Origin of the sequence: Prauserella aidingensis (assembly GCF_024171865.1) — a bacterium.
Lineage (GTDB): Bacteria > Actinomycetota > Actinomycetes > Mycobacteriales > Pseudonocardiaceae > Prauserella > Prauserella aidingensis.
In genome coordinates, this window is the sequence record NZ_JAMTCN010000025.1 from 1 (window position 1) to 18330 (window position 18330).

The window sequence follows — 18330 nt, forward strand, 5'->3', positions numbered from 1 at the left end:
TACCCGACTGGTGCGTTGCGGGCTGTGGCGGGGACGGCTGGAGCGATCGTCCATAGCCTGCTCGCCGCCGTGGCGGTACCGGCCGGCCCAGCGGGCCGCGGTCGTGTGGGCGACCTGGAACCGTTCGGCAGCGCGGCGCACGTTCCAACCGTCCTCGACGACGCACCGGGCCAGTCGCAGCCGTCCGGTCGGAGTCAGCGGAGCGTTACGGTGGACCACCAGAGGGCCTCCTCGGATCGGCGTGTTGTTCGTGGTGATCCACACCGAACCCGGAGGCCCTCACCCATATCAAGATCATCCACCGCGTGCCGAACCGTCACCAACGTGCCCGAACAGCACAGCTAGGGCCTTCCGTCACGTCAGCCGCAAGCCCGCGCGGTGCGGGAGGGTGACCGGTTCCGTGCCGGGCATCGCCGCCGTTCGTCGATTGTGCGCGGCCGTCGGGGGACGCGATCATGCCTCGATGGGCCGCAGATCAGAGGACGGGCGATATCCACCGATCGAGCCGTACGACTCGGGGATGCTGGAGGTCGGCGACGGCCATTCGCTGTATTGGGAGGTGTCGGGAAATCCCGACGGCAAACCGGCCGTCGCCCTCCACGGCGGTCCCGGAACGGGGAGTTCGCCGGGAATGCGCGGCCTGTTCGACCCGGAGCGCTACCGAGTCGTGCTGTTCGACCAGCGGGGCTCCGGGCGCAGCACTCCGTCGGCGGCCGATCCGATCGTCGACCTGACGGCGAACACGACGCAGCACCTCGTCGCCGACCTGGAGGCCCTGCGGACCCACCTGGGAATCGAGCGCTGGCTGGTGTGGGGAGCCTCGTGGGGTGTGACGCTCGCACTCGCCTACGCCCAGGCTCATCCGGATCGGGTGACCGAACTGGTGCTCGCGGCCGTCACCGACGGCGACCACCACGACTGGATCACCCGGGCCATGGGCCGCATCTTCCCGCGCGAATGGGAACGGTTCCGCGACGGCGTGCCTCCTGCCGAACGCGACGGCGATCTGGCTGCGGCCTACAGCCGACTGCTCCACGACCCCGACCCCGAGGTCCGGGCCGAGGCCGCGCGCCGATGGTGCGAGTGGGAGGACACCCACATGTCGCTGGCCCCGGACGCCGCGCCCTACCTGTCGGTCGCCGATCCGGCGTTCCAGCTGGCGTTCGCCCGCATCGTGACCCACTACTGGCCCCACGGCAGCTTTCTGGACGAGGGGCAGTTGCTGCGCGATATCGCACGACTCCACGGCATTCCGGCCGTGTTGATCCACGGGCGCTTCGACGTCAGCGGTCCGCTGGACACGGCGTGGGCGCTGCACCGTTCGTGGCCTGGCAGCGAGCTGGTTGTCCTCGACGACACGGGTCACCGAGGAGGGAGCATGAGCGTGGCGATCACCGCGGCCACCGACCGTTTTGCCAGGAAGGCGTGAGCGGGGACGGTGGCGAGCACGCCGTACGGGGAAGGCGTGCCAGGCCGTCGGCGCAGGGCCCGAGCGGGCACGCATGTCCGCGATGCGAGGTGGTGCCCCCGGTGAGACTCGAACTCACACTTGCACGATTTTGAGTCGTGTGCCTCTGCCAATTGGGCTACGGGGGCGTGTGGGCTGCCGACTGTACTCGATACGGCATCACGGGCGGCATGCGGGTTACCACGCGTGGCGGCTGTTGTGGTTTCCGGCGTGTGATCACCTTGCGTGGTGAAGGCCATCGTCACGATCGGCCGGAGAACCGGTAGCCTGCATCTAGCGGAACCCGCTATGTCTTTACCTGATTGATCGTCCCAGGAGGAGCCCTGTGACCGAAGCGGCCACCGAGGCCGGCGAAGGCGCCGCCGCACCCCAGCGTCGCGTGCTGGTCGCGGAGGACGAGGCCCTGATCCGCCTCGACCTCGTCGAGATGCTGCGCGAGGAAGGCTACGAGGTCGTCGGCGAGGCCGGCGACGGTGAGGAAGCCATCAAGCTGGCGACCGAGCTGAAGCCCGATCTCGTGATCCTCGACGTGAAGATGCCGAAGCTCGACGGCATCGAGGCCGCTTCGAAGATCACGGGCGACCGGATCGCCCCGGTGGTGATCTTGACCGCGTTCTCGCAGCGTGACCTCGTCGAACGGGCCCGCGAGGCGGGCACAATGGCCTACCTCGTCAAACCGTTCGCGAAGCGCGACCTCGTGCCCGCGATCGAGTTGGCCGTCAGCCGGTTCGCCGAGCTGCAGGCGCTCGAATCCGAGGTCGCCGGTCTGACCGACCGGCTGGAGACGCGGAAGGTGATCGACCGCGCCAAGGGCCTGCTCATGACCCAGCAGGGCCTGAGTGAGCCCGACGCGTTCCGGTGGATCCAGCGCACCGCGATGGACCGGCGCTCGACGATGAAGGCCGTCGCCGAGGCCGTGATCGAGAGCATCGACAGCTGAACCCGACGGACCGGCCCCTCGCCGCGGTCCGTCCGAACGCACCGAGCCCCGTCACCGCAGCAGGTGACGGGGCTCGTGTCGTCGGGAGAGGCGGGTGCGGCTACGTCCCCGCGCGGTCGGCCGCCTTGTGGAGAGCCTTGCGTGCGGCCTTCGCGACGGGTTTGTCCCGATGGTGCTCGCCGATCGCGGTGAGGACCGTGACCGTGTCCGGGTGGTCCACCCGCCACATCGTGTCGACCGGGCCCGTCGCACCCGCCGGGATGATGTGCTCGATGACCGCGGTGATCACCTCGGACTCGTGCCCGCTGAGCCTGCCCGCGATCGTGTCCACGGCGAGCCACGACAGTTCGGCATCGGTCAGGTCGCTGTCCTCGCCGCGCAGCGCGGCGAGCTCCAGCCGCGCGTGCAGCTGCAGCTCCGGCGTGTCCAGCACCTCCCGCCATGCCGGCTCGGCGTCGGCGCCCGCGTAGGCGCGGATGAGCGTGATGACGTCCGCGCGGCGCGGAGCATCGCCCTCGGCGGCCACGGCCAACAGCGCCCGCGCCGCGTCGACCGGACCGTGGGCGGCGAACCAGGCCGGGGCCTCGGTGTCGATCTCCCCGTCGAGTCCGTGGGCCAGGACGTCGATCAGGTCGCCGGCCGTCATGTCCTGCGGCGCGGGCAACAGCGGTACGTCCACACCGGACTCGACGAGCTCGCCCCGCAGCGAGGCGGCCGCCAACGGCGTCAGCCGCGCGACCGTGCCCGCGGTGTCGGTGTCCTCGTGGTCGTCGTCGAGTTCGACGGCACCCAGCTCGGCCAGCCTGCCCAGCAGCACCTCGGCCGGGTCGCCGTGCTCGGCCGACCACGCGGTCCACGCGGTCGCGGCGTCCTCGGCAGGCAGGTCGTCGGTGGTCAGGTCGGCCATCATGTCGCTGATCGCGCGTACGGGAAGGCCGACGCGCCAGGTGAGGAACAGTGGAACGAACCAGGCCGAGCTGCCGGTGAAGTCGAGTGTCTCGTCTCCTGCACGGTCGGCGTCGGCGGCCAGACTCCACGCCAGCAGGGTGTTGAGCGCGTGCCCCCACACCGTGAGCACGTCGTCATCGTCGCCGTCGGGCCACTCGTCGAGGGCGGGCCCCGCGGTCGGTACGACGACCTCGTCGCTCTCGTCTTCGTCGTCCGGCTCGCCGCTGTCGGAATCGGACTCGGAGTCCTCCGCGTCGTCGAACTCGACGAACCCGAGGTGCGACGCGAGTTCCGCCACGGTGGGCAGTTCCGATTCGGACACTCCCGCCGTGTCCGCCGCCGCGGGGAGGTCCTGCCCGTCGATGACGGCGGTCGCCAGCGCGTGCGCCCGTGCGAGCAACGGCGAACGACGGGCGGTCGCGGCGAGTTCGTCCTCGGCGGGCAGGCGGACGGGGCCCAGTCGGTCGGGCAGGTTGTAGAGCTTCTTGAGGTCCGGCTCGTTCTCGGCGAGCCGTGGCCGGTCGAGGGAGCCGAAGAGGGCGGTCTCGGCGTCGTCGAGTTCGCCGAGCAGCTCGGTGTGGCGGTCCTCGTCGATGCGCTCGGTGTCGAACGCGAAGTCGAGCAGCAGGTCCACGGCGTTGACGACGTCGTTCGGATCGTCGTCGGGCCGTGCCTCCGGATACACCTGGAGCAGCAACCGGGTCATGTCGCCGTTGCCGAGTTCGCCCAGGTCGCGCACTCCGCACTCGTCGGCGAGTAGCTGGAGAGCGGTCGTCGCGACCTCGGGGTCGATCTCGAATTCCGGTTCGTCGGCGAGGTGGTCCTCGATGTAGGAGGTCAGTTCGACCGCGGTCAGCCGCACGTCGTCGGAGTTCATCCGGTCAGGCTATCGGCAGGTGGGCCGGTACCCGGAGCCCCGGTGGGCGACGGGTACCGGCGCGGTGACCCGCCGTGGTCAGCCCGCGGGCGGCGCGTCGCGGACCATGCAGGTCAGCCGGGCGGTGCAGCTGCGGCGGCCCGCGTCGTCGGTGACGACCACCTCGGCGGTCACGGCGGAACGGCCCACGTGCACGGGCGTTGCGACCGCGGTGACGGTGCCCGAGGTGACGGCCCGGTGGTGGGTGCAGTTCAGGTCGACGCCGACGGCGATGCGGCCCTCGCCCGCGTTGAGCGCGGCCACGGTCGAGCCGAGCGCCTCGGCGAGGACGGCGTTGGCGCCGCCGTGGAGCAGGCCGTACGGCTGAAGGTTGCCGTCGACGGGCATGGTGGCCGTCACGCGTTCGGGCGAGAGTTGTCCGAACTCCATGCCGACCTTGTCGTTGAGCTGTTGGGCCGCGATCTCGGGGGTGAGGCCCGCCAGCGAATCCCGGAACGCCTGCTCAGAACCGTTGTTGGTCACTCGTTCTCTCCTCGGTCTATGGGACAGGCAGCGCTGTCGGACCCTCACCCTAGACTCGCGGATGTGAGTCCAGACGCGAAGACCGACGACCAGTTCGCAGGCACCGGCCAGCTCGCAGGCACGGAACCGGTCGCCCCCACAGAACCGCTCGCAGGCACGCCGCGGCCCGCAGGCACCGAGCCGTCCGCGTCGTCGGCTGCGCCGTCACCCATCGCCACCGGCGACGGCACCCCGCGGCTGCTGCTGATCGACGGCCACTCCATGGCCTATCGCGCCTTCTACGCGGTGCCCGCCGACCGGTTCCGGACGTCGACGGGTCAGGTGACGAACGCGGTCTTCGGGTTCACGTCGATGCTCATCAACCTGTTGCGTGACGAGGAGCCGACCCACCTGGCGGTGGCGTTCGACGTCTCGCGCCAGACGTTCCGCACGGAAACCTTCGCCGAGTACAAGGCCAACCGCTCGGCCACCCCGGACGACTTCAAGGGCCAGGTCGAACTGATCAAACAGGTCCTCGGCGCACTGACGATCCCGGTGCTGGAGAAGCCCGGCTACGAGGCCGACGACCTGATCGCCACGCTCTCGACGCAGGCGACCGGGTCCGGGTACGAGGTCCTCATCTGTACGGGCGACCGGGACGCGCTGCAGTTGGTCACCGACACGATCACGGTGCTGTACCCGAAGAAGGGCGTGTCCGACCTCGTACGGTTCGACCCGGACGGGGTGCAGGAGAAGTACGGCCTGTCCCCGGTGCAGTACCCGGACTTCGCGGCGCTGCGCGGTGACCCGTCGGACAACCTGCCCGGCATCCCGGGGGTGGGGGAGAAGACGGCCGCGAAGTGGATCCGGCAGTTCGGCTCCCTGGGGGAGCTGGTCGACCGCGTCGACGAGGTCAAGGGCAAGGTCGGCGACGCGCTGCGCTCGCACCTCGACGGCGTGCTGCTCAACCGGCAGCTGACGGAGCTGGTGCGGGACGTGCCGCTCGAGGAGGCACCGGCGGACCTCGAGGTCAAGGCGTGGGACCGCGACGCGGTGCACCGGCTGTTCGACGAGCTCGAGTTCCGGGTGCTGCGCGACCGGCTGTTCGCGACGCTGTCCAGCGCCGAACCCGAGGCGGAGGAGGGCTTCAGCGTCAGCGGTGGCGCACTGGCGCCCGGCACCGTGGCCGCGTGGCTGGCCGAGCACGCGGCGGCGGGCACGACCACGGGGCTCGCGGTGCGCGTCACGGGCACGTCCATCGCGGCCGACGCCGCATCGCTCGCCCTCGCGGCCTCCGACGGCGAGGGCGCCTACCTGGACCTGACGACGCTCGACCCGGACGACGAGGCGGCCCTCGGCGCCTGGCTCGCCGACCCGGAGGCCCGCAAGACGGGGCACGCGCTCAAGGCTCCGCTGCACGGTCTGCTGGCGCGCGGCTGGCGGGTGCGCGGGTTGACGATGGACACCGAGCTGGCGGCGTACCTGGTGCGCCCGGGCCAGCGCACGTTCGAGCTCGCGGATCTCGTGCTGCGATACCTCCAGCGCGAGATGCGGTCCGACTCCTCCGGCGGCGAGGGACAGCTGTCGCTGCTCGACGCGTCCGGCGGTGCCGACTCCGACGACGACGCCGAGCTCGTGCACGACGAGCTGGTGCGCGCCCGGGCGACCGCGGAACTCGCCGCCGCGCTGACCACCGAGCTGGACGGCATCGGCGGAGCGCGGCTGCTCGCCGAGATCGAGCTGCCGCTGCTGTCGGTGATCACCGAGCTCGAAGCCGCGGGCGTGGCCGTCGACCAGGACCGGCTGACGACGCTCGAGGCGCACTACGCGAGCCGGGTCAAGGAGGCCACGGACAACGCCTACGGCGTCATCGGCAAGCAGATCAACCTCGGTTCGCCGAAGCAGCTGCAGGTCGTGTTGTTCGACGAGCTCGGCATGCCGAAGACCAAGCGCACCAAGACCGGCTACACGACCGACGCCGACGCGCTGCAGACGCTGTACGAGAAGACCGAGCACCCGTTCCTGCAGCACCTGCTCGAACATCGCGACGCCGCGCGGCTCCGCAGCACGGTCGAGGGACTGATCAAGTCGGTCGCACCCGACGGGCGGATCCACACGACCCTGCACCAGACGATCGCCGCGACCGGCCGGTTGTCCTCTGTGGACCCGAACCTGCAGAACATCCCGATCCGCACCGACGAGGGCAGGCGGATTCGCGAGGCGTTCGTCGTCGGCGGCGGCTACGACCAGCTGATGACCGCCGACTACAGCCAGATCGAGATGCGCATCATGGCGCACCTGTCCGGGGACGCCGACCTGATCGAGGCGTTCCAGTCCGGCACCGACTTCCACGCCGCCACGGCCGCCGCCGTGTTCGGGGTCGATCCGTCCGAGGTGACGAGCCCGCAGCGCGCCAAGATCAAGGCGATGAACTACGGCCTGGCCTACGGGCTGTCGGCCTACGGGCTCTCGCAGCAGCTGCGGATCTCCACCGAGGAGGCCCGCGGCCTGATGGACGACTACTTCGCACGCTTCGGCGGGGTCCGCGACTACCTCCACACCGTCGTCGACGAGGCCGCGAAGTCCGGGTACACGCAGACAATCTTCGGCAGGCGGCGCTACCTGCCGGACCTGACGAGCGAGAACCGGCAGCGGCGCGAAATGGCCGAACGGATGGCGCTCAACGCGCCGATCCAGGGCAGCGCCGCCGACATCATCAAGGTCGCCATGCTCGGCGTGTACGGCGCGCTCGCCTCGTCGGACCTGCGCAGCCGCATGCTGCTGCAGGTGCACGACGAACTGATCCTCGAGATCGCCGAGGGCGAGCACGCCGAGGTGGAACAGCTCGTACGCCGCGAGATGGGCGCCGCCTGCGAACTGGCCGTGCCGCTGGAGGTGTCCGTCGGCTTCGGCCGGTCCTGGAACGACGCCGCCCACTGACGGCCCGCACCGGCCGGCCCCGTTTCGGCCGTGGTGCCCGTCCGGCGGTGGTGCCCGTCCGGCGGTGGTGCCCGTCCAGCCGTGGTGTTCGTCCAGCGGCGGCCGCTCGGAGCGCTGCGCGGGCCGTGCGGCGCCGATATCGTGCTCGCATGACGCGCCGTGCGCTGCTCCTCGCCGGAACCGGGATGCTCCGCAGGGTCGCGCGGGAGCTTGCGGTCGACGGCTGGGATGTCGTGCTGCCGAGCAGGCGGTACGCCCCCATCCCGGAAGGCGACCCGGAGCTGCGCGCGGTCCGCTGGACGGCGGGCAACCGCCACACCACGGTCGGCCCGGGACGTGCGACGTGGGTGCAGGCCCAGTGGGACGAGCCCGCCGAACTCGCCGCGAAGGCCGGCGAGGTGCTGGCGGGCCCCGCCGATCTGCTGGTCGCGTGGGTGCACGAGGCGTACCGGGAGGCCGTGTTCTCCGCGGTCGAGCCGTTGCTGTCGGACGCCGCGCCCGTGGTCGAGGTGACCGCCATCCCGGTGCACGGCGACGTCGTCGAACCACCGGACCCGCACTTCCCGCATCGGCCGACCCAACAGGTGCTCCTCGGGTCCACATCGGACGAGGCGGTCGGCAGGCCGTTGCGCCACGAGGAGATCGAACGGGGCGTGCTCGAGGCGGTGCGCCGCGCCGTCGAGGGCAGGCCGACATCGGTGCACCAGCTGGGCGAACGCCGGACGGTGCGCAGGGCCTGACCGGCGTCCCGGTCGCGGCCCGAGCCTGCTCACCCCGGCAGCTCACCCCGGCTCGACCCGCGCGGCGAGCAGCGTGAGCACCGCATCACGCACCTCGGCCCGGTCCCGTTCCGGTTCGAACACCAGCCAGTCCAGCGCCGACACGAGCAACGTCCCGAACAGCGCCGTCGCCGCGCTCCGCACCGGTACGCCCGCCGGGAAACTCCCGCAGGCGGCGACCCGCGCCAGCTGCCGTTCGAGGATCGTGAGGATCTCCTCCCGCAGCGGCATGAGCGTCTCCGCCCAGTTGCCCGGCGTCCGCCACAGCTCGCTGACGAGGATCTGTGAGAACCCGGGATACCGTTCGATGAACGCCAGCGCGGCGTCGACCAGCCCGGCGAGTCCGGCCGGCGCGTCGTCGCCGGCCTCGTCGACCGCCGCCGTCATCCGCTCGGCCAGGTCACCGACACCGTGCCGCAACAGCGCCTCGACGAGCCCGTCCTTGCTGCGGAAGTTGTAGTACACGGTCCCCTTGGCGACCCCGGCCTCGGCGGCGATGTCGTCGACCGTGACGCCCGCGAGCCCCGTGCCGCGTGCCAGGCGCATCGTCGCCTCGAACAGCCGCCTGCGGGTCGCCTCCGCCCGCGGGGTCACAGCGCCAGCTCCGGCTTGAGCTGCCCGACCGTCCACGTGCGTCGTCGGCGGGCCGCCACCGTCGACGCGGTCAGGCCGACCACGAGGTAGGCGACCAGGACTCCGACGTCGAGCAGCACGTCGGCCGAGGGGCCGCTGTAGAGCAGGTGTCGCATACCGTCGATCACATATCCCATCGGCAGCGCGGCGTGCAACGGCTGCAGCGCGTCGGGCAGCGTCTGCCACGGGAACGTGCCGCCCGCACTGACCAGTTGGAGCACGAGCAGCACGAGTCCGAGGAACTTGCCGACCGCGCCGAACAGCGCGTTGAGGGCGTGCACGATCGCCGTGAACGTCAACGACGTGAGGATCGCGAAGCCGAGCGTCGCGGCGGGACTCGCGACGTGGATCCCGACCAGCCACGTGACGGCGGCCAGCAGCACGACGACCTGCGCCGTACCGAGCAGCGCCGCCGAGAGCCACCCGCCGACGGCGACCCGCAGCGGCGGCGTGCCGGCCGTGAGCGCCCGCGTCGACAGCGGGCGCAGCAGCAGGAACAGCACGAAGGCGCCGATCCAGGTGGCCAGGCCGATGAAGAACGGGGCCAGCCCGGCGCCGTACGTGCCCGCGCTGGCCATGCTCGCGTTGTCGACGGCCACGGGATCCGCGATCGTGCGGGCCGTCCGCTCACGCGTGTCGTCGTCGGTGTTCGGGATCTGCCGGAGCCCCTGGCCGAGGCCGTCCCGAAGGTCGTCGGCGCCGCTGACGAGCTGCTTCGTGCCGTTCAGGGCTTCGGTCTGGCCCTCGTCCAGGCTGGACGCGCCCTTCGACAGCGTCGACGCCCCGTCGGCTGCCTGCGCGATGCCGCCGCTCAGCTGCGGCGCGCTCGTCGCCAGCTTTCCGGCACCGCTGGCGACCTGCCGCGCGCCGGTGGCGAGGGCGTCGAGCTGCGCCGACGTCTGCTGGATGCGGTTGTCGGCCTCGTCGACCGGGGTGCGCACGTTCCCGAGCACCCCGAGGACGTGCTGGACCTCGTTCTCGTCCAGTCCGCCTTCGCGGAGCTGCCGGCCGAGTCGGTCGTTCACGTTGTCGAGCTGGTTCTGCAGATCGGCCGACCCTTGTGCGAGCGCCGACGCCGTCGCGGCGATCTGCTCGTTGCCCGCCGCGACCCGGTTCGCACCGCTGGCCAGTTTCCGGGTCTGTTCGGGCAGGTCCTCGGTGTTGGACTTCAGGGTCGCGAGACTCGACGAGAGTTGGCTGCCGCTGGTGGCCAGCTGTGACGCGCCGTTCGCGAGCTGCTGCTGCCCGTCGCGGAGTTCGCGGGCCCCGCTCGCGAGCTGTCGCGCGCCGTTCGCGGCCTTCTCGGTGCGCTCGTGAACGGTGGAGAACCCGACGAGGAACCGGTCGGCGGCCTGCGTGCCGACCTTCTTCGCGATCGTGTCCCGCACCTGCTCGGCGACCTGATCGGCGATCGTGTGCGACAGGTAGTTGTTGGCGTCGTTGGTCGTCAGCGTGATGCCGGCCTGCCGGGGTTCGAAGTCGGCGCTCGAGGTCAGTGCCGCGCTGAAGTCGCGCGGGATCGTGATCGCGAACGCGTAGTCGCCGTCCCGGACACCGTTGTGGGCCTCCTCGCGGGACGTCTCGTGCCAGTCGAAGTCGCCGGAGCGCTGGAGTTCGTCGGTGACCTCACGGCCGATCTCGCGGTGATCCTCGCCGGTGCCGCTTCCGGTGTCGTCGTCGACGATGGCAGCGGGCAGGTTGTCGAGCCTGCCGTACGGGTCGTAGTTGGAGTAGAGGTACAGCGACGCGTACAACAGCGGCACCAACACCAGCGCCGCGATGGCGAGCTTCGGCAGCGTGCCCGCGGTGAGCCTGCGCAGTTCGTTACGGGCGAGGTGGACGGCGTTCACGAGCGAGCCTCCGACTCCGGGAGTGCGTGATCGGTGCGGCCGACGCGGACGAGGTCGCCGGGCAGCGCCGCATCGGCGGCGGTGGCGGTCAGGACGACGACGGCGAGTCCCCGCTCGGCGTGTTCGCGGGCGATGCGCAGCCAGCCGCCGGTCTCGCTCGTGTGCCGGTCGGGCCGGTCCAGCACGAGCACCCGCACGCCCTCACGCGAGGCGGCGAGCGCCGTCAGCAGTCGCGTGCGCAGGTCGGCGTCGAGTCGTTCGAACCGGGAGTTCGCGTAGGCCGCGGCGTCGTGGTCGGTGAGCCGGCGGGTGACCGCCGCCCGGTCGGCGGGCCTGCCCGCGAGGGCCAGCTCCTCGCCGACGACGACGCGCAGCGGCAGCGCGTCCTCGGGCTCGCTCACACCGGGTGAGTCGACGACCGCGACCCGGCGTGCCACCGCACGGGGAGCGGTGACCGGATCGGCGGTGGGCCGGTCGGGTAGGGGAGCGGGCTCCTCGCCGCCGGACTTCTCGTCGGTGGGCCGGTCCTCACCGGCGTTCGGTTCGCCGTCCGGGGGATCCTCGGAGGCCGACCGCCCGTCTCCGCCGCCGGCTCCGTCCCCGCTGTCGGCTCTGTCTCCGCCACCGGCTCCGTCCTCGGCGGGGAGCGGCTCGGCGGCGTCGTGGAGGGCCACGGTGCCGGTCGACGGGCGGAGCCGGCCCGCGAGGGCCAGGCCGAACGCCGTGATGCCGGGGCCGGGTTCGCCCTTCACGATCACGAGCTCGCCGGAGGAGACGGTGAGTGAGGTCTGCGGCACCAGAGGTCCGTGGGGACCTTCGATTCCTACCCGATCGGCGATCAGCTGCATACGTCATCCTTTTGAACTGACTGGTCAGTTCAAATCGTAGACCGCGTCGGACCGGGACGCAGGCCGGGGTGGGCGTGAGAGTGAGCGGCGGGAGCGGGCGGCGCGCAGAAGCCGCGCCGCAGGCGGCGATGACGCAGAGACGGCGAGACTGCGGGGGGTGTCGACTCCGGGGTTCCGACTCCGGGTGCCGACTGCGGGGCGTCGACTCAGGCGCGTCGACTCAGGAGGTGCGTTCGGTCCGGAAGATGGCGGTACCGGGGAAGAGTTTGCCGCGCAGCGGGCTCCACTGGCCCCAGACACGGGTGTGGCCCTCGGGCCATTCGGGCTCGACGAGGTCGAGCAGCCGGAACCCGGTCGACGTCAGCGCGCGGACGTAGTCGCCGAGCGTGCGGTGGTACTCGACGTAGGTGGCGGTGCCGCTCTCGTCCTGCTCGACGTACGGGGTGCGGTCGAAGTACGGCTCGACGGCGGTCAGTCCGGTGGGGCCGGGGTCGTCGGGGAAGATCCACCGCATCGGGTGGGTCACCGAGAACACCCACGAGCCGCCCGGTCGCAGCACCCGCGCGACCTCGCCGAACACGGTCTCGAGCGACGGCGCGAACATCAGCGCGCCGAACGACGAGCACGCGATGTCGAACGTGTCGTCCTGCAGTGGCAGGGCTTCGGCGTTGGCCTGCACCAGGGCCGGACTCAGGCCGGTGCGGTGTTCGGCGGCACGGGCGTGCCGGAGCATGCCCGCCGACAGGTCGAGTGCGACGGCGGTGGCGCCCTGCGCGGTGAGCCATCGCGCGCACGGCGCGGAACCGCAGCCGATCTCGAGCACGTCCGCCCCGGCGAGGGTGTCCGACGGACCCAGCAGTCGGGCCTGCTGCTCCCGGACCCCTTCGGGGCACCAGACGAAATCGGCGTCACCGAGGAACTCGCCGTGCTCGCCGAGATACGTGTCGGCGTCGGCGTCCCACCAGGCCAGACTCGCACGTTCGGCTTCGGTGGAGCCGACGGTCCGGTAGGCGACACGCGCCGTGCCGAGAGCGCGTTCCGTGTCCGCGTAACGTGGGTCGCGCGCGGCGGAACCGGCCGCGGAGGGCGTCTGGGACACGCCGCCATTGTCCTCCGCGAAGCGGCGTGATCACGCGTGCACCCCTGATTGTGCGGGTCACAACCGGCCGCGTACGATGTTTGTTAGCGCAGTGGGTTTCGCGCTTCCTCTCGCCTCCCGGGTTTCGTGCGAGGTGGTGTGGTCGCGCACCTCGAGATGATCCTCGGCGGCCGTTGCGGCGCAGTGGCGCGATTCAGCGTCGGAGACGCCTGGACGAATGCACGGTCATCACCCGGTGACCCGTCCTGCGCTGCCCGACGTCGAACGGATCGGCCGTCTCGGGGTACCGAGAACCGGTCCCGGAGACGGGCGGGCTTCGGCAAACTGCAAACCCTTCGACATCTATCCGCTACCGGAGCAACCCACCTAATGACCATCGACACCACCACCGCCCCGAGCGCCGAGCAGGCCCAGGTCGCCGTCAACGACATCGGGACGGAGGAAGACTTCCTCGCCGCGATCGACAAGACCATCAAGTACTTCAACGATGGTGACATCGTCGAAGGCACGATCGTCAAGGTCGACCGCGACGAAGTGCTTCTCGACATCGGTTACAAGACCGAGGGCGTCATCCCCTCTCGTGAGCTGTCCATCAAGCACGATGTCGACCCGGCCGAGGTTGTCGCCGTCGGTGACGAGGTGGAGGCCCTTGTCCTGCAGAAGGAGGACAAGGAAGGCCGGCTGATCCTGTCCAAGAAGCGCGCCCAGTACGAGCGCGCCTGGGGCACGATCGAGGAGCTCAAGGAGAAGGACGAGCCCGTCAAGGGCACCGTCATCGAGGTCGTCAAGGGCGGCCTCATCCTCGACATCGGCCTCCGCGGCTTCCTGCCCGCCTCGCTGGTCGAGATGCGTCGTGTCCGCGACCTGCAGCCGTACGTCGGCCGCGAGCTCGAGGCCAAGATCATCGAGCTGGACAAGAACCGCAACAACGTGGTCCTGTCCCGCCGCGCCTACCTGGAGCAGACCCAGTCCGAGGTCCGCAGCGAGTTCCTCAACGCGCTCGCCAAGGGCCAGGTCCGCAAGGGTGTCGTCTCCTCGATCGTCAACTTCGGTGCGTTCGTGGACCTCGGCGGCGTCGACGGTCTGGTGCACGTCTCGGAGCTGTCCTGGAAGCACATCGACCACCCGTCCGAGGTCGTCGAGGTCGGCCAGGAGGTCACGGTCGAGGTGCTCGAGGTGGACATGGACCGCGAGCGCGTGTCCCTGTCGCTGAAGGCCACCCAGGAAGACCCGTGGCGCCAGTTCGCCCGCACCCACGCGATCGGCCAGATCGTGCCGGGCAAGGTCACCAAGCTCGTCCCGTTCGGTGCGTTCGTCCGCGTCGAGGAGGGCATCGAGGGCCTGGTGCACATCTCCGAGCTGGCCGAGCGCCACGTGGAGATCCCGGAGCAGGTCGTGCAGGTCGGCACCGAAGTCATGGTCAAGGTCATCGACATCGACCTCGAGCGTCGCCGCATCTCGCTGTCGCTGAAGCAGGCCAACGAGGGCTTCACCCCCGACGCCGACTTCGACCCGACGCAGTACGGCATGGCCGCCGAGTACGACGACCAGGGCAACTACATCTACCCCGAGGGCTTCGACCCCGACACGCAGGAGTGGCAGGAAGGCTACGAGGCTGCGCGTGAGGAGTGGGAGAAGCAGTACGCCGAGGCCCACGCCCGCTACGAGCAGCACATGAAGCAGGTCGCCGAGGCGGCCGCCGCCAACGCCGCCGCGGCGGCCGACGCCGCGACCGGCGTCGAGGGCGGCGACCAGAGCTACACCTCCGGTGGCGGTGCGTCGACGTCGTCGTCCTCGTCGGCATCGTCGGCTCCCTCCTCGGCCTCGTCGGAGCAGCCCGCCCAGAGCGGCGGCACGCTCGCCAGCGACGAGCAGCTCGCGGCGCTGCGGGAGAAGCTCTCCGGCGGTGCGTGAGTAGGGTGAGCGCCCTGCGGGGCGTCGCCCGCACGCGATGAACCCACGGTGGCCCCGGTCCGATCACGGACCGGGGCCACCGTCGTGTGTCGGGCCGTCGTGGGTCGGGTGTGGCCTGCGCCGGGGATCGTCGTGTGTCGCAGGTGTCGCGTTGCCGTGCGGTGACGACGAGACGGCCCGTCGCTGCCGTGGGGCGGCGACGGGCCGGGAACGTGCGTCACGGAGGAGGTGTGCCTGCTGCCGAAGCGCGGAACGGCCCGGCGGTGATGGTCCGGTGGCGATGGCCCGGAGCGCGGAACGGTCCGGCGGCGACGGTCAGGCGGCCGCGCGGACGGGCACGGGTGCCCAGGCGTGTTCGTGCGCGGCGGCGCGTGCGCGGCGGCGGAGGCCGGCCAGGCTGTGCTTGGCGGGCACGAGCAGTGCGGTCAGCCAGTTGCGCCGGTGTTCGTCGAGCGCCTTCGCCACGGCCTGGTGCATGACACAGTGCACCAGGCCCGTGGTTCCCAAACGATGTTTCCCGGCGTACGAGTTGACTGGCATCGTTCCTCCGTCTGGGCGATAGCCGTTGCCCGGGAGACTAGGTAATCGACGCCGGACGGTGGTGGAGCCGGGCGGCGTGTCACCCGAATTTGCTGGGTAACGGTTTGGTCGACGCCGGAGAGTGCGCCGATCGCGACGGCTGGTTGAATGCGCGCATGCTTCGTGTAGGGCTGACCGGTGGAATCGGTGCGGGAAAGTCGACGGTGGCGGCCAGGCTGGCAGAGCTGGGAGCCACCGTGATCGATGCTGATCGCATCGCCAGGGAGGTCGTCGAACCCGGGACCGACGGGCTGGCCGAGGTGGTCGAGTCGTTCGGCGGTGACGTGCTCACGGCCGACGGCGAACTGGATCGGGCGGCTCTCGCCGCCAAGGCGTTCGCCGACGACGAGTCGCGCGCCCGGCTGAACGCGATCACGCACCCGCGGATCGGCAGGCGGACGGTCGAACTGATGGGTCAGGCACCTGCGGACGCGGTCGTGGTGCACGACGTCCCGTTGCTCGTCGAAGGCGGCATGGGTGCGAACTACCATCTGGTGCTGGTTGTCGACGCCGACGAGGACATTCGTGTCCGACGGCTCGGCGAGAGCCGGGGAATGGAGGCCGGCGATGCCCGCGCGCGCATCGCCGCGCAGGCCACGCGCGAGCAGCGGGAGGCCGCGGCCGACGTGTGGCTGGACAACAGCGGCACACCCGACCTCGTGCGGGCTCAGGTGGATGCGCTGTGGCACGAGCGGATCGTGCCGTTTGAGGCCAACGTGCGCCTGCGGCGGCCGCGTGCGCCGAAACCGCCTGCGCTGGTCGAGCCCGACCCGACGTGGCCCGCGCAGGCCGAACGGCTCCTGGCCCGGGTACGTGCGGCGGCGGGGGACAAGGCCGTGCGTACCGACCACATCGGGTCGACGGCCGTGCCGGGGCTGGTCGCCAAGGACACTCTGGACCTGCAGCTCACCGTGCGGTCGCTCGGCGAGGCGGACCTCGTCTCCGAGGCGCTGTCGGATGCGGGGTTCGTGCGGGCCGAGGGGCATTGGTTCGACCAGCCGCAGGACGAGGAGACCGCGCCTGCCCGGTGGGACAAGCGGTTCCACTACGGCGCCGATCCGCAGCGTCCGGTGAACCTGCACGTCCGGTCGGCCGAAGGTCCGGCGTGGCGGCTCGCGTTGCTGTTCCGCGACTGGCTGCGGGCCAATCCCGCCGAGGCCGGTGTGTACGCCGACATCAAGCAGCGACTCGCCCGGGCTCATGCCGGTGACGCCAGTTCGCTGAACTACTCCGAGGAGAAACAGTCCTGGGTGGACGCCGCGTTCGTCCGCGCCGAGCGCTGGGCCGCCGAGACGGGCTGGCAGGCCTGAACGTCCGGTGGTTGGTGAGGCGCCGGGTTCGGTGAGCGCTCGTCGCCGAGTGTCGACGATGGCGACGTATCGGGAACGTCTCCGCCCATCGCGGGCTCCGCTGGTTGGTCGTCTCGGTCGTTGATCCCGCTAGGGGGAGGCTTCTCGGGCCACGACAGCTCCTCGTTCGCGAACGGGTCCGAGTTACCTCGGCCGACTACCTCTACAACGGTGGCCCGGAGTCGTGGTGCGGTTCCGGGTCGGTGGTGTGTCGCGCCGGTTCGGCGCGGAACGAGGTCGGCCGGCCGCGGTGCCCCGGGTTGCCGCGATGGCTGAGTACGCCTACAACGGTGGGCCGGTGTCGTCCTGGCTTCGGGGTGAGGACGGTTTCTCGGTGTGCGGTGTAGGCCGTCCCGTGTGGTGTTGTCACTCGGGTCGTTCCGTGGACGGGGTCGTAGCGGGCACTCCAACGGGGATCGTGTTTGAGTCGGTGGTGGCGTCGGCAGCGTGGGCCGCCGTTGGCGACGGATGTGTCGCCGGCTGCAGCCCACGCTTGTTCGTGGTCGTGGTCGCAGTGCCGGGCGGGCCGGTGACACCAGGGCATGACGCATTTCCGGTCGCGTACCCGCACGAGTTCGCGGATCGTCGCGCTGGGTCGTCGCCGGGTGCGGCCCAGGTCCAGGGGTTCGCCGGTGCCGGGATCACACAACACGGCCCGCCAGGTGCTGCGCTGGTTGGTCATGATTTCGCGGGCGATCGCGGCCGGGATGGGCCCGTAGCCGTCGAGTTCGCATCCCTGGTCGGAGATCGTCAGGGCGGTGTCGGCGGGCACGTGCAGGTACACCATGGCTGCGGCCTCCGAGGGCGTGACACCGGGGTCGCGTCCGAGGAGCAGGTCGGCGGTGACGTCCGCGCGCAGTTGGTCGAGGGTGCGGCTGTCGCCATTGCGCCGCAGCGACCGGGCCATTCCGTCGACGCGGGAGTAGCACGCGGCAGCGATCTCGGCGGGTAGCTGCGCTTCGAGTGAGGACATCACGTGCTCACCCGGGGTGAGTTCGACCCGGCGTTCTGCACGCGCCGTGCGGGCACGCTCGGCCTGTCCGCCGGGGTCGACCTTCTCCACCAGCCGACGTGCCCGCTGGGCCAGGTTCCCCGGCTGCCACGCCGTCTCCGGCGCCTCCACCAGCCGTTCCGCCAGCAACGCGTCCACGGTCCGGGCCGCGTCGTCATCGAGCGGGCCGGTCACCGACAACACCCGCCTGGCCCCGTACGACTCCACCTCACCGGCCCGCATCGCAGCCAGCAACCGCGGCATCCGCCCCGTCACCGACCGGCCAGCGTCGATACGGCGTTCGACCTCACGCGTGGAGACCCGCAGTACCGGCGTCAATTCCTCCGCCACACCACGGTCGTCATCCACAGCAGTTGCAATCTCGGCCAACAGCGCCAACTCCTCGGCATCGAGCCGCGCCCGTCGAACCCGCAGCTCCCGCAGTCGCTCGACCTTGGCTCCGACGCCGTCCCCCATGTCATCCACAACGACACAGTATCGAACTCATGGTCGAACAGTCCAGTTCTCGAAAGAGTGAAATCACTCCGGCGCCCCGCGCCGAAAACGGCTCCTCCGCGTTCTGGCGGGCCGCGCTCATGTGTCGGTGCGGACGA

15 protein-coding genes and 1 tRNA gene are annotated in these 18330 nt (G+C 70.9%); 6 read left to right on the forward strand and 10 right to left on the reverse strand.

What is annotated here, in order from left to right; translation table 11 throughout:
* A partial coding sequence (locus LY13_RS20400) for a leucine zipper domain-containing protein (RefSeq protein WP_253830217.1) occupies window positions 1-219 on the reverse strand: 219 nt, incomplete at its 3' end.
* A gap of 244 nt (window positions 220-463) precedes the next feature.
* Here LY13_RS20400 and pip point away from each other — a divergent pair.
* Window positions 464-1429 carry a prolyl aminopeptidase gene (gene pip / locus LY13_RS20405; RefSeq protein WP_253830218.1) on the forward strand — a complete coding sequence of 322 codons (966 nt, stop codon included), beginning with the start codon at window positions 464-466 and terminating at the stop codon, window positions 1427-1429.
* A gap of 90 nt (window positions 1430-1519) precedes the next feature.
* Here the strand turns inward: pip and LY13_RS20410 are convergent.
* Window positions 1520-1596, reverse strand: a tRNA-Leu gene (locus tag LY13_RS20410).
* Between the two features lie 197 nt (window positions 1597-1793).
* Here LY13_RS20410 and LY13_RS20415 point away from each other — a divergent pair.
* Window positions 1794-2408 (forward strand): ANTAR domain-containing response regulator, encoded by a 615-nt coding sequence (locus LY13_RS20415; RefSeq protein WP_253830219.1) that lies wholly within the window; start codon window positions 1794-1796, stop codon window positions 2406-2408.
* Window positions 2409-2508: 100 nt separating this feature from the next.
* On the opposite strand, the gene LY13_RS20420 is transcribed toward LY13_RS20415, so the two are convergent.
* Together LY13_RS20420 and LY13_RS20425 are read right to left on the reverse strand one after the other, a co-directional pair.
* On the reverse strand, window positions 2509-4233 hold the full coding sequence (locus LY13_RS20420) for a hypothetical protein (RefSeq protein ID WP_253830220.1): 1725 nt from the start codon (window positions 4231-4233) through the stop codon (window positions 2509-2511).
* Between the two features lie 78 nt (window positions 4234-4311).
* On the reverse strand, window positions 4312-4755 hold the full coding sequence (locus LY13_RS20425; RefSeq protein ID WP_253830221.1) for a hotdog fold thioesterase: 444 nt from the start codon (window positions 4753-4755) through the stop codon (window positions 4312-4314).
* A 210-nt stretch (window positions 4756-4965) separates the two neighbouring features.
* Between LY13_RS20425 and polA the strand changes: the two genes are divergently transcribed.
* Window positions 4966-7674 carry a DNA polymerase I gene (gene polA / locus LY13_RS20430; protein ID WP_253830276.1) on the forward strand — a complete coding sequence of 903 codons (2709 nt, stop codon included), beginning with the start codon at window positions 4966-4968 and terminating at the stop codon, window positions 7672-7674.
* A gap of 149 nt (window positions 7675-7823) precedes the next feature.
* Complete coding sequence (locus LY13_RS20435) at window positions 7824-8414, forward strand: Rossmann-fold NAD(P)-binding domain-containing protein (RefSeq protein WP_253830222.1); 591 nt, start codon at window positions 7824-7826, stop codon at window positions 8412-8414.
* 42 nt (window positions 8415-8456) lie between these two features.
* On the opposite strand, the gene LY13_RS20440 is transcribed toward LY13_RS20435, so the two are convergent.
* From LY13_RS20440 to LY13_RS20455, 4 genes are all read right to left on the reverse strand, one after another.
* Window positions 8457-9047: a TetR/AcrR family transcriptional regulator gene (locus LY13_RS20440; protein ID WP_253830223.1), complete on the reverse strand. Its 591-nt coding sequence runs from the start codon at window positions 9045-9047 to the stop codon at window positions 8457-8459.
* Window positions 9044-10936: a YhgE/Pip family protein gene (locus LY13_RS20445; RefSeq protein WP_253830224.1), complete on the reverse strand. Its 1893-nt coding sequence runs from the start codon at window positions 10934-10936 to the stop codon at window positions 9044-9046. Before LY13_RS20445 ends, LY13_RS20440 begins: the two co-directional genes overlap by 4 nt.
* Window positions 10933-11784, reverse strand: a complete 852-nt coding sequence (locus LY13_RS20450) for an ABC transporter ATP-binding protein (RefSeq protein WP_253830225.1) — start codon at window positions 11782-11784, stop codon at window positions 10933-10935. Before LY13_RS20450 ends, LY13_RS20445 begins: the two co-directional genes overlap by 4 nt.
* 220 nt (window positions 11785-12004) lie before the next feature.
* Window positions 12005-12883 (reverse strand): class I SAM-dependent methyltransferase, encoded by an 879-nt coding sequence (locus tag LY13_RS20455; RefSeq protein WP_253830226.1) that lies wholly within the window; start codon window positions 12881-12883, stop codon window positions 12005-12007.
* 369 nt (window positions 12884-13252) lie between these two features.
* On the opposite strand from LY13_RS20455, the gene rpsA reads away from it, so the two are divergent.
* On the forward strand, window positions 13253-14797 hold the full coding sequence (rpsA, locus tag LY13_RS20460) for a 30S ribosomal protein S1 (protein ID WP_253830227.1): 1545 nt from the start codon (window positions 13253-13255) through the stop codon (window positions 14795-14797).
* 315 nt (window positions 14798-15112) lie between these two features.
* Here the strand turns inward: rpsA and LY13_RS20465 are convergent, their stop codons facing one another.
* Complete coding sequence (locus LY13_RS20465; protein WP_253830228.1) at window positions 15113-15337, reverse strand: hypothetical protein; 225 nt, start codon at window positions 15335-15337, stop codon at window positions 15113-15115.
* A gap of 155 nt (window positions 15338-15492) precedes the next feature.
* On the opposite strand from LY13_RS20465, the gene coaE reads away from it, so the two are divergent.
* Window positions 15493-16686 (forward strand): dephospho-CoA kinase, encoded by a 1194-nt coding sequence (gene coaE / locus LY13_RS20470; RefSeq protein WP_253830229.1) that lies wholly within the window; start codon window positions 15493-15495, stop codon window positions 16684-16686.
* 202 nt (window positions 16687-16888) lie between these two features.
* On the opposite strand, the gene LY13_RS20475 is transcribed toward coaE, so the two are convergent.
* Window positions 16889-18193, reverse strand: a complete 1305-nt coding sequence (locus LY13_RS20475) for an HNH endonuclease signature motif containing protein (protein ID WP_253830277.1) — start codon at window positions 18191-18193, stop codon at window positions 16889-16891.
* Window positions 18194-18330: the final 137 nt, after the last annotated feature.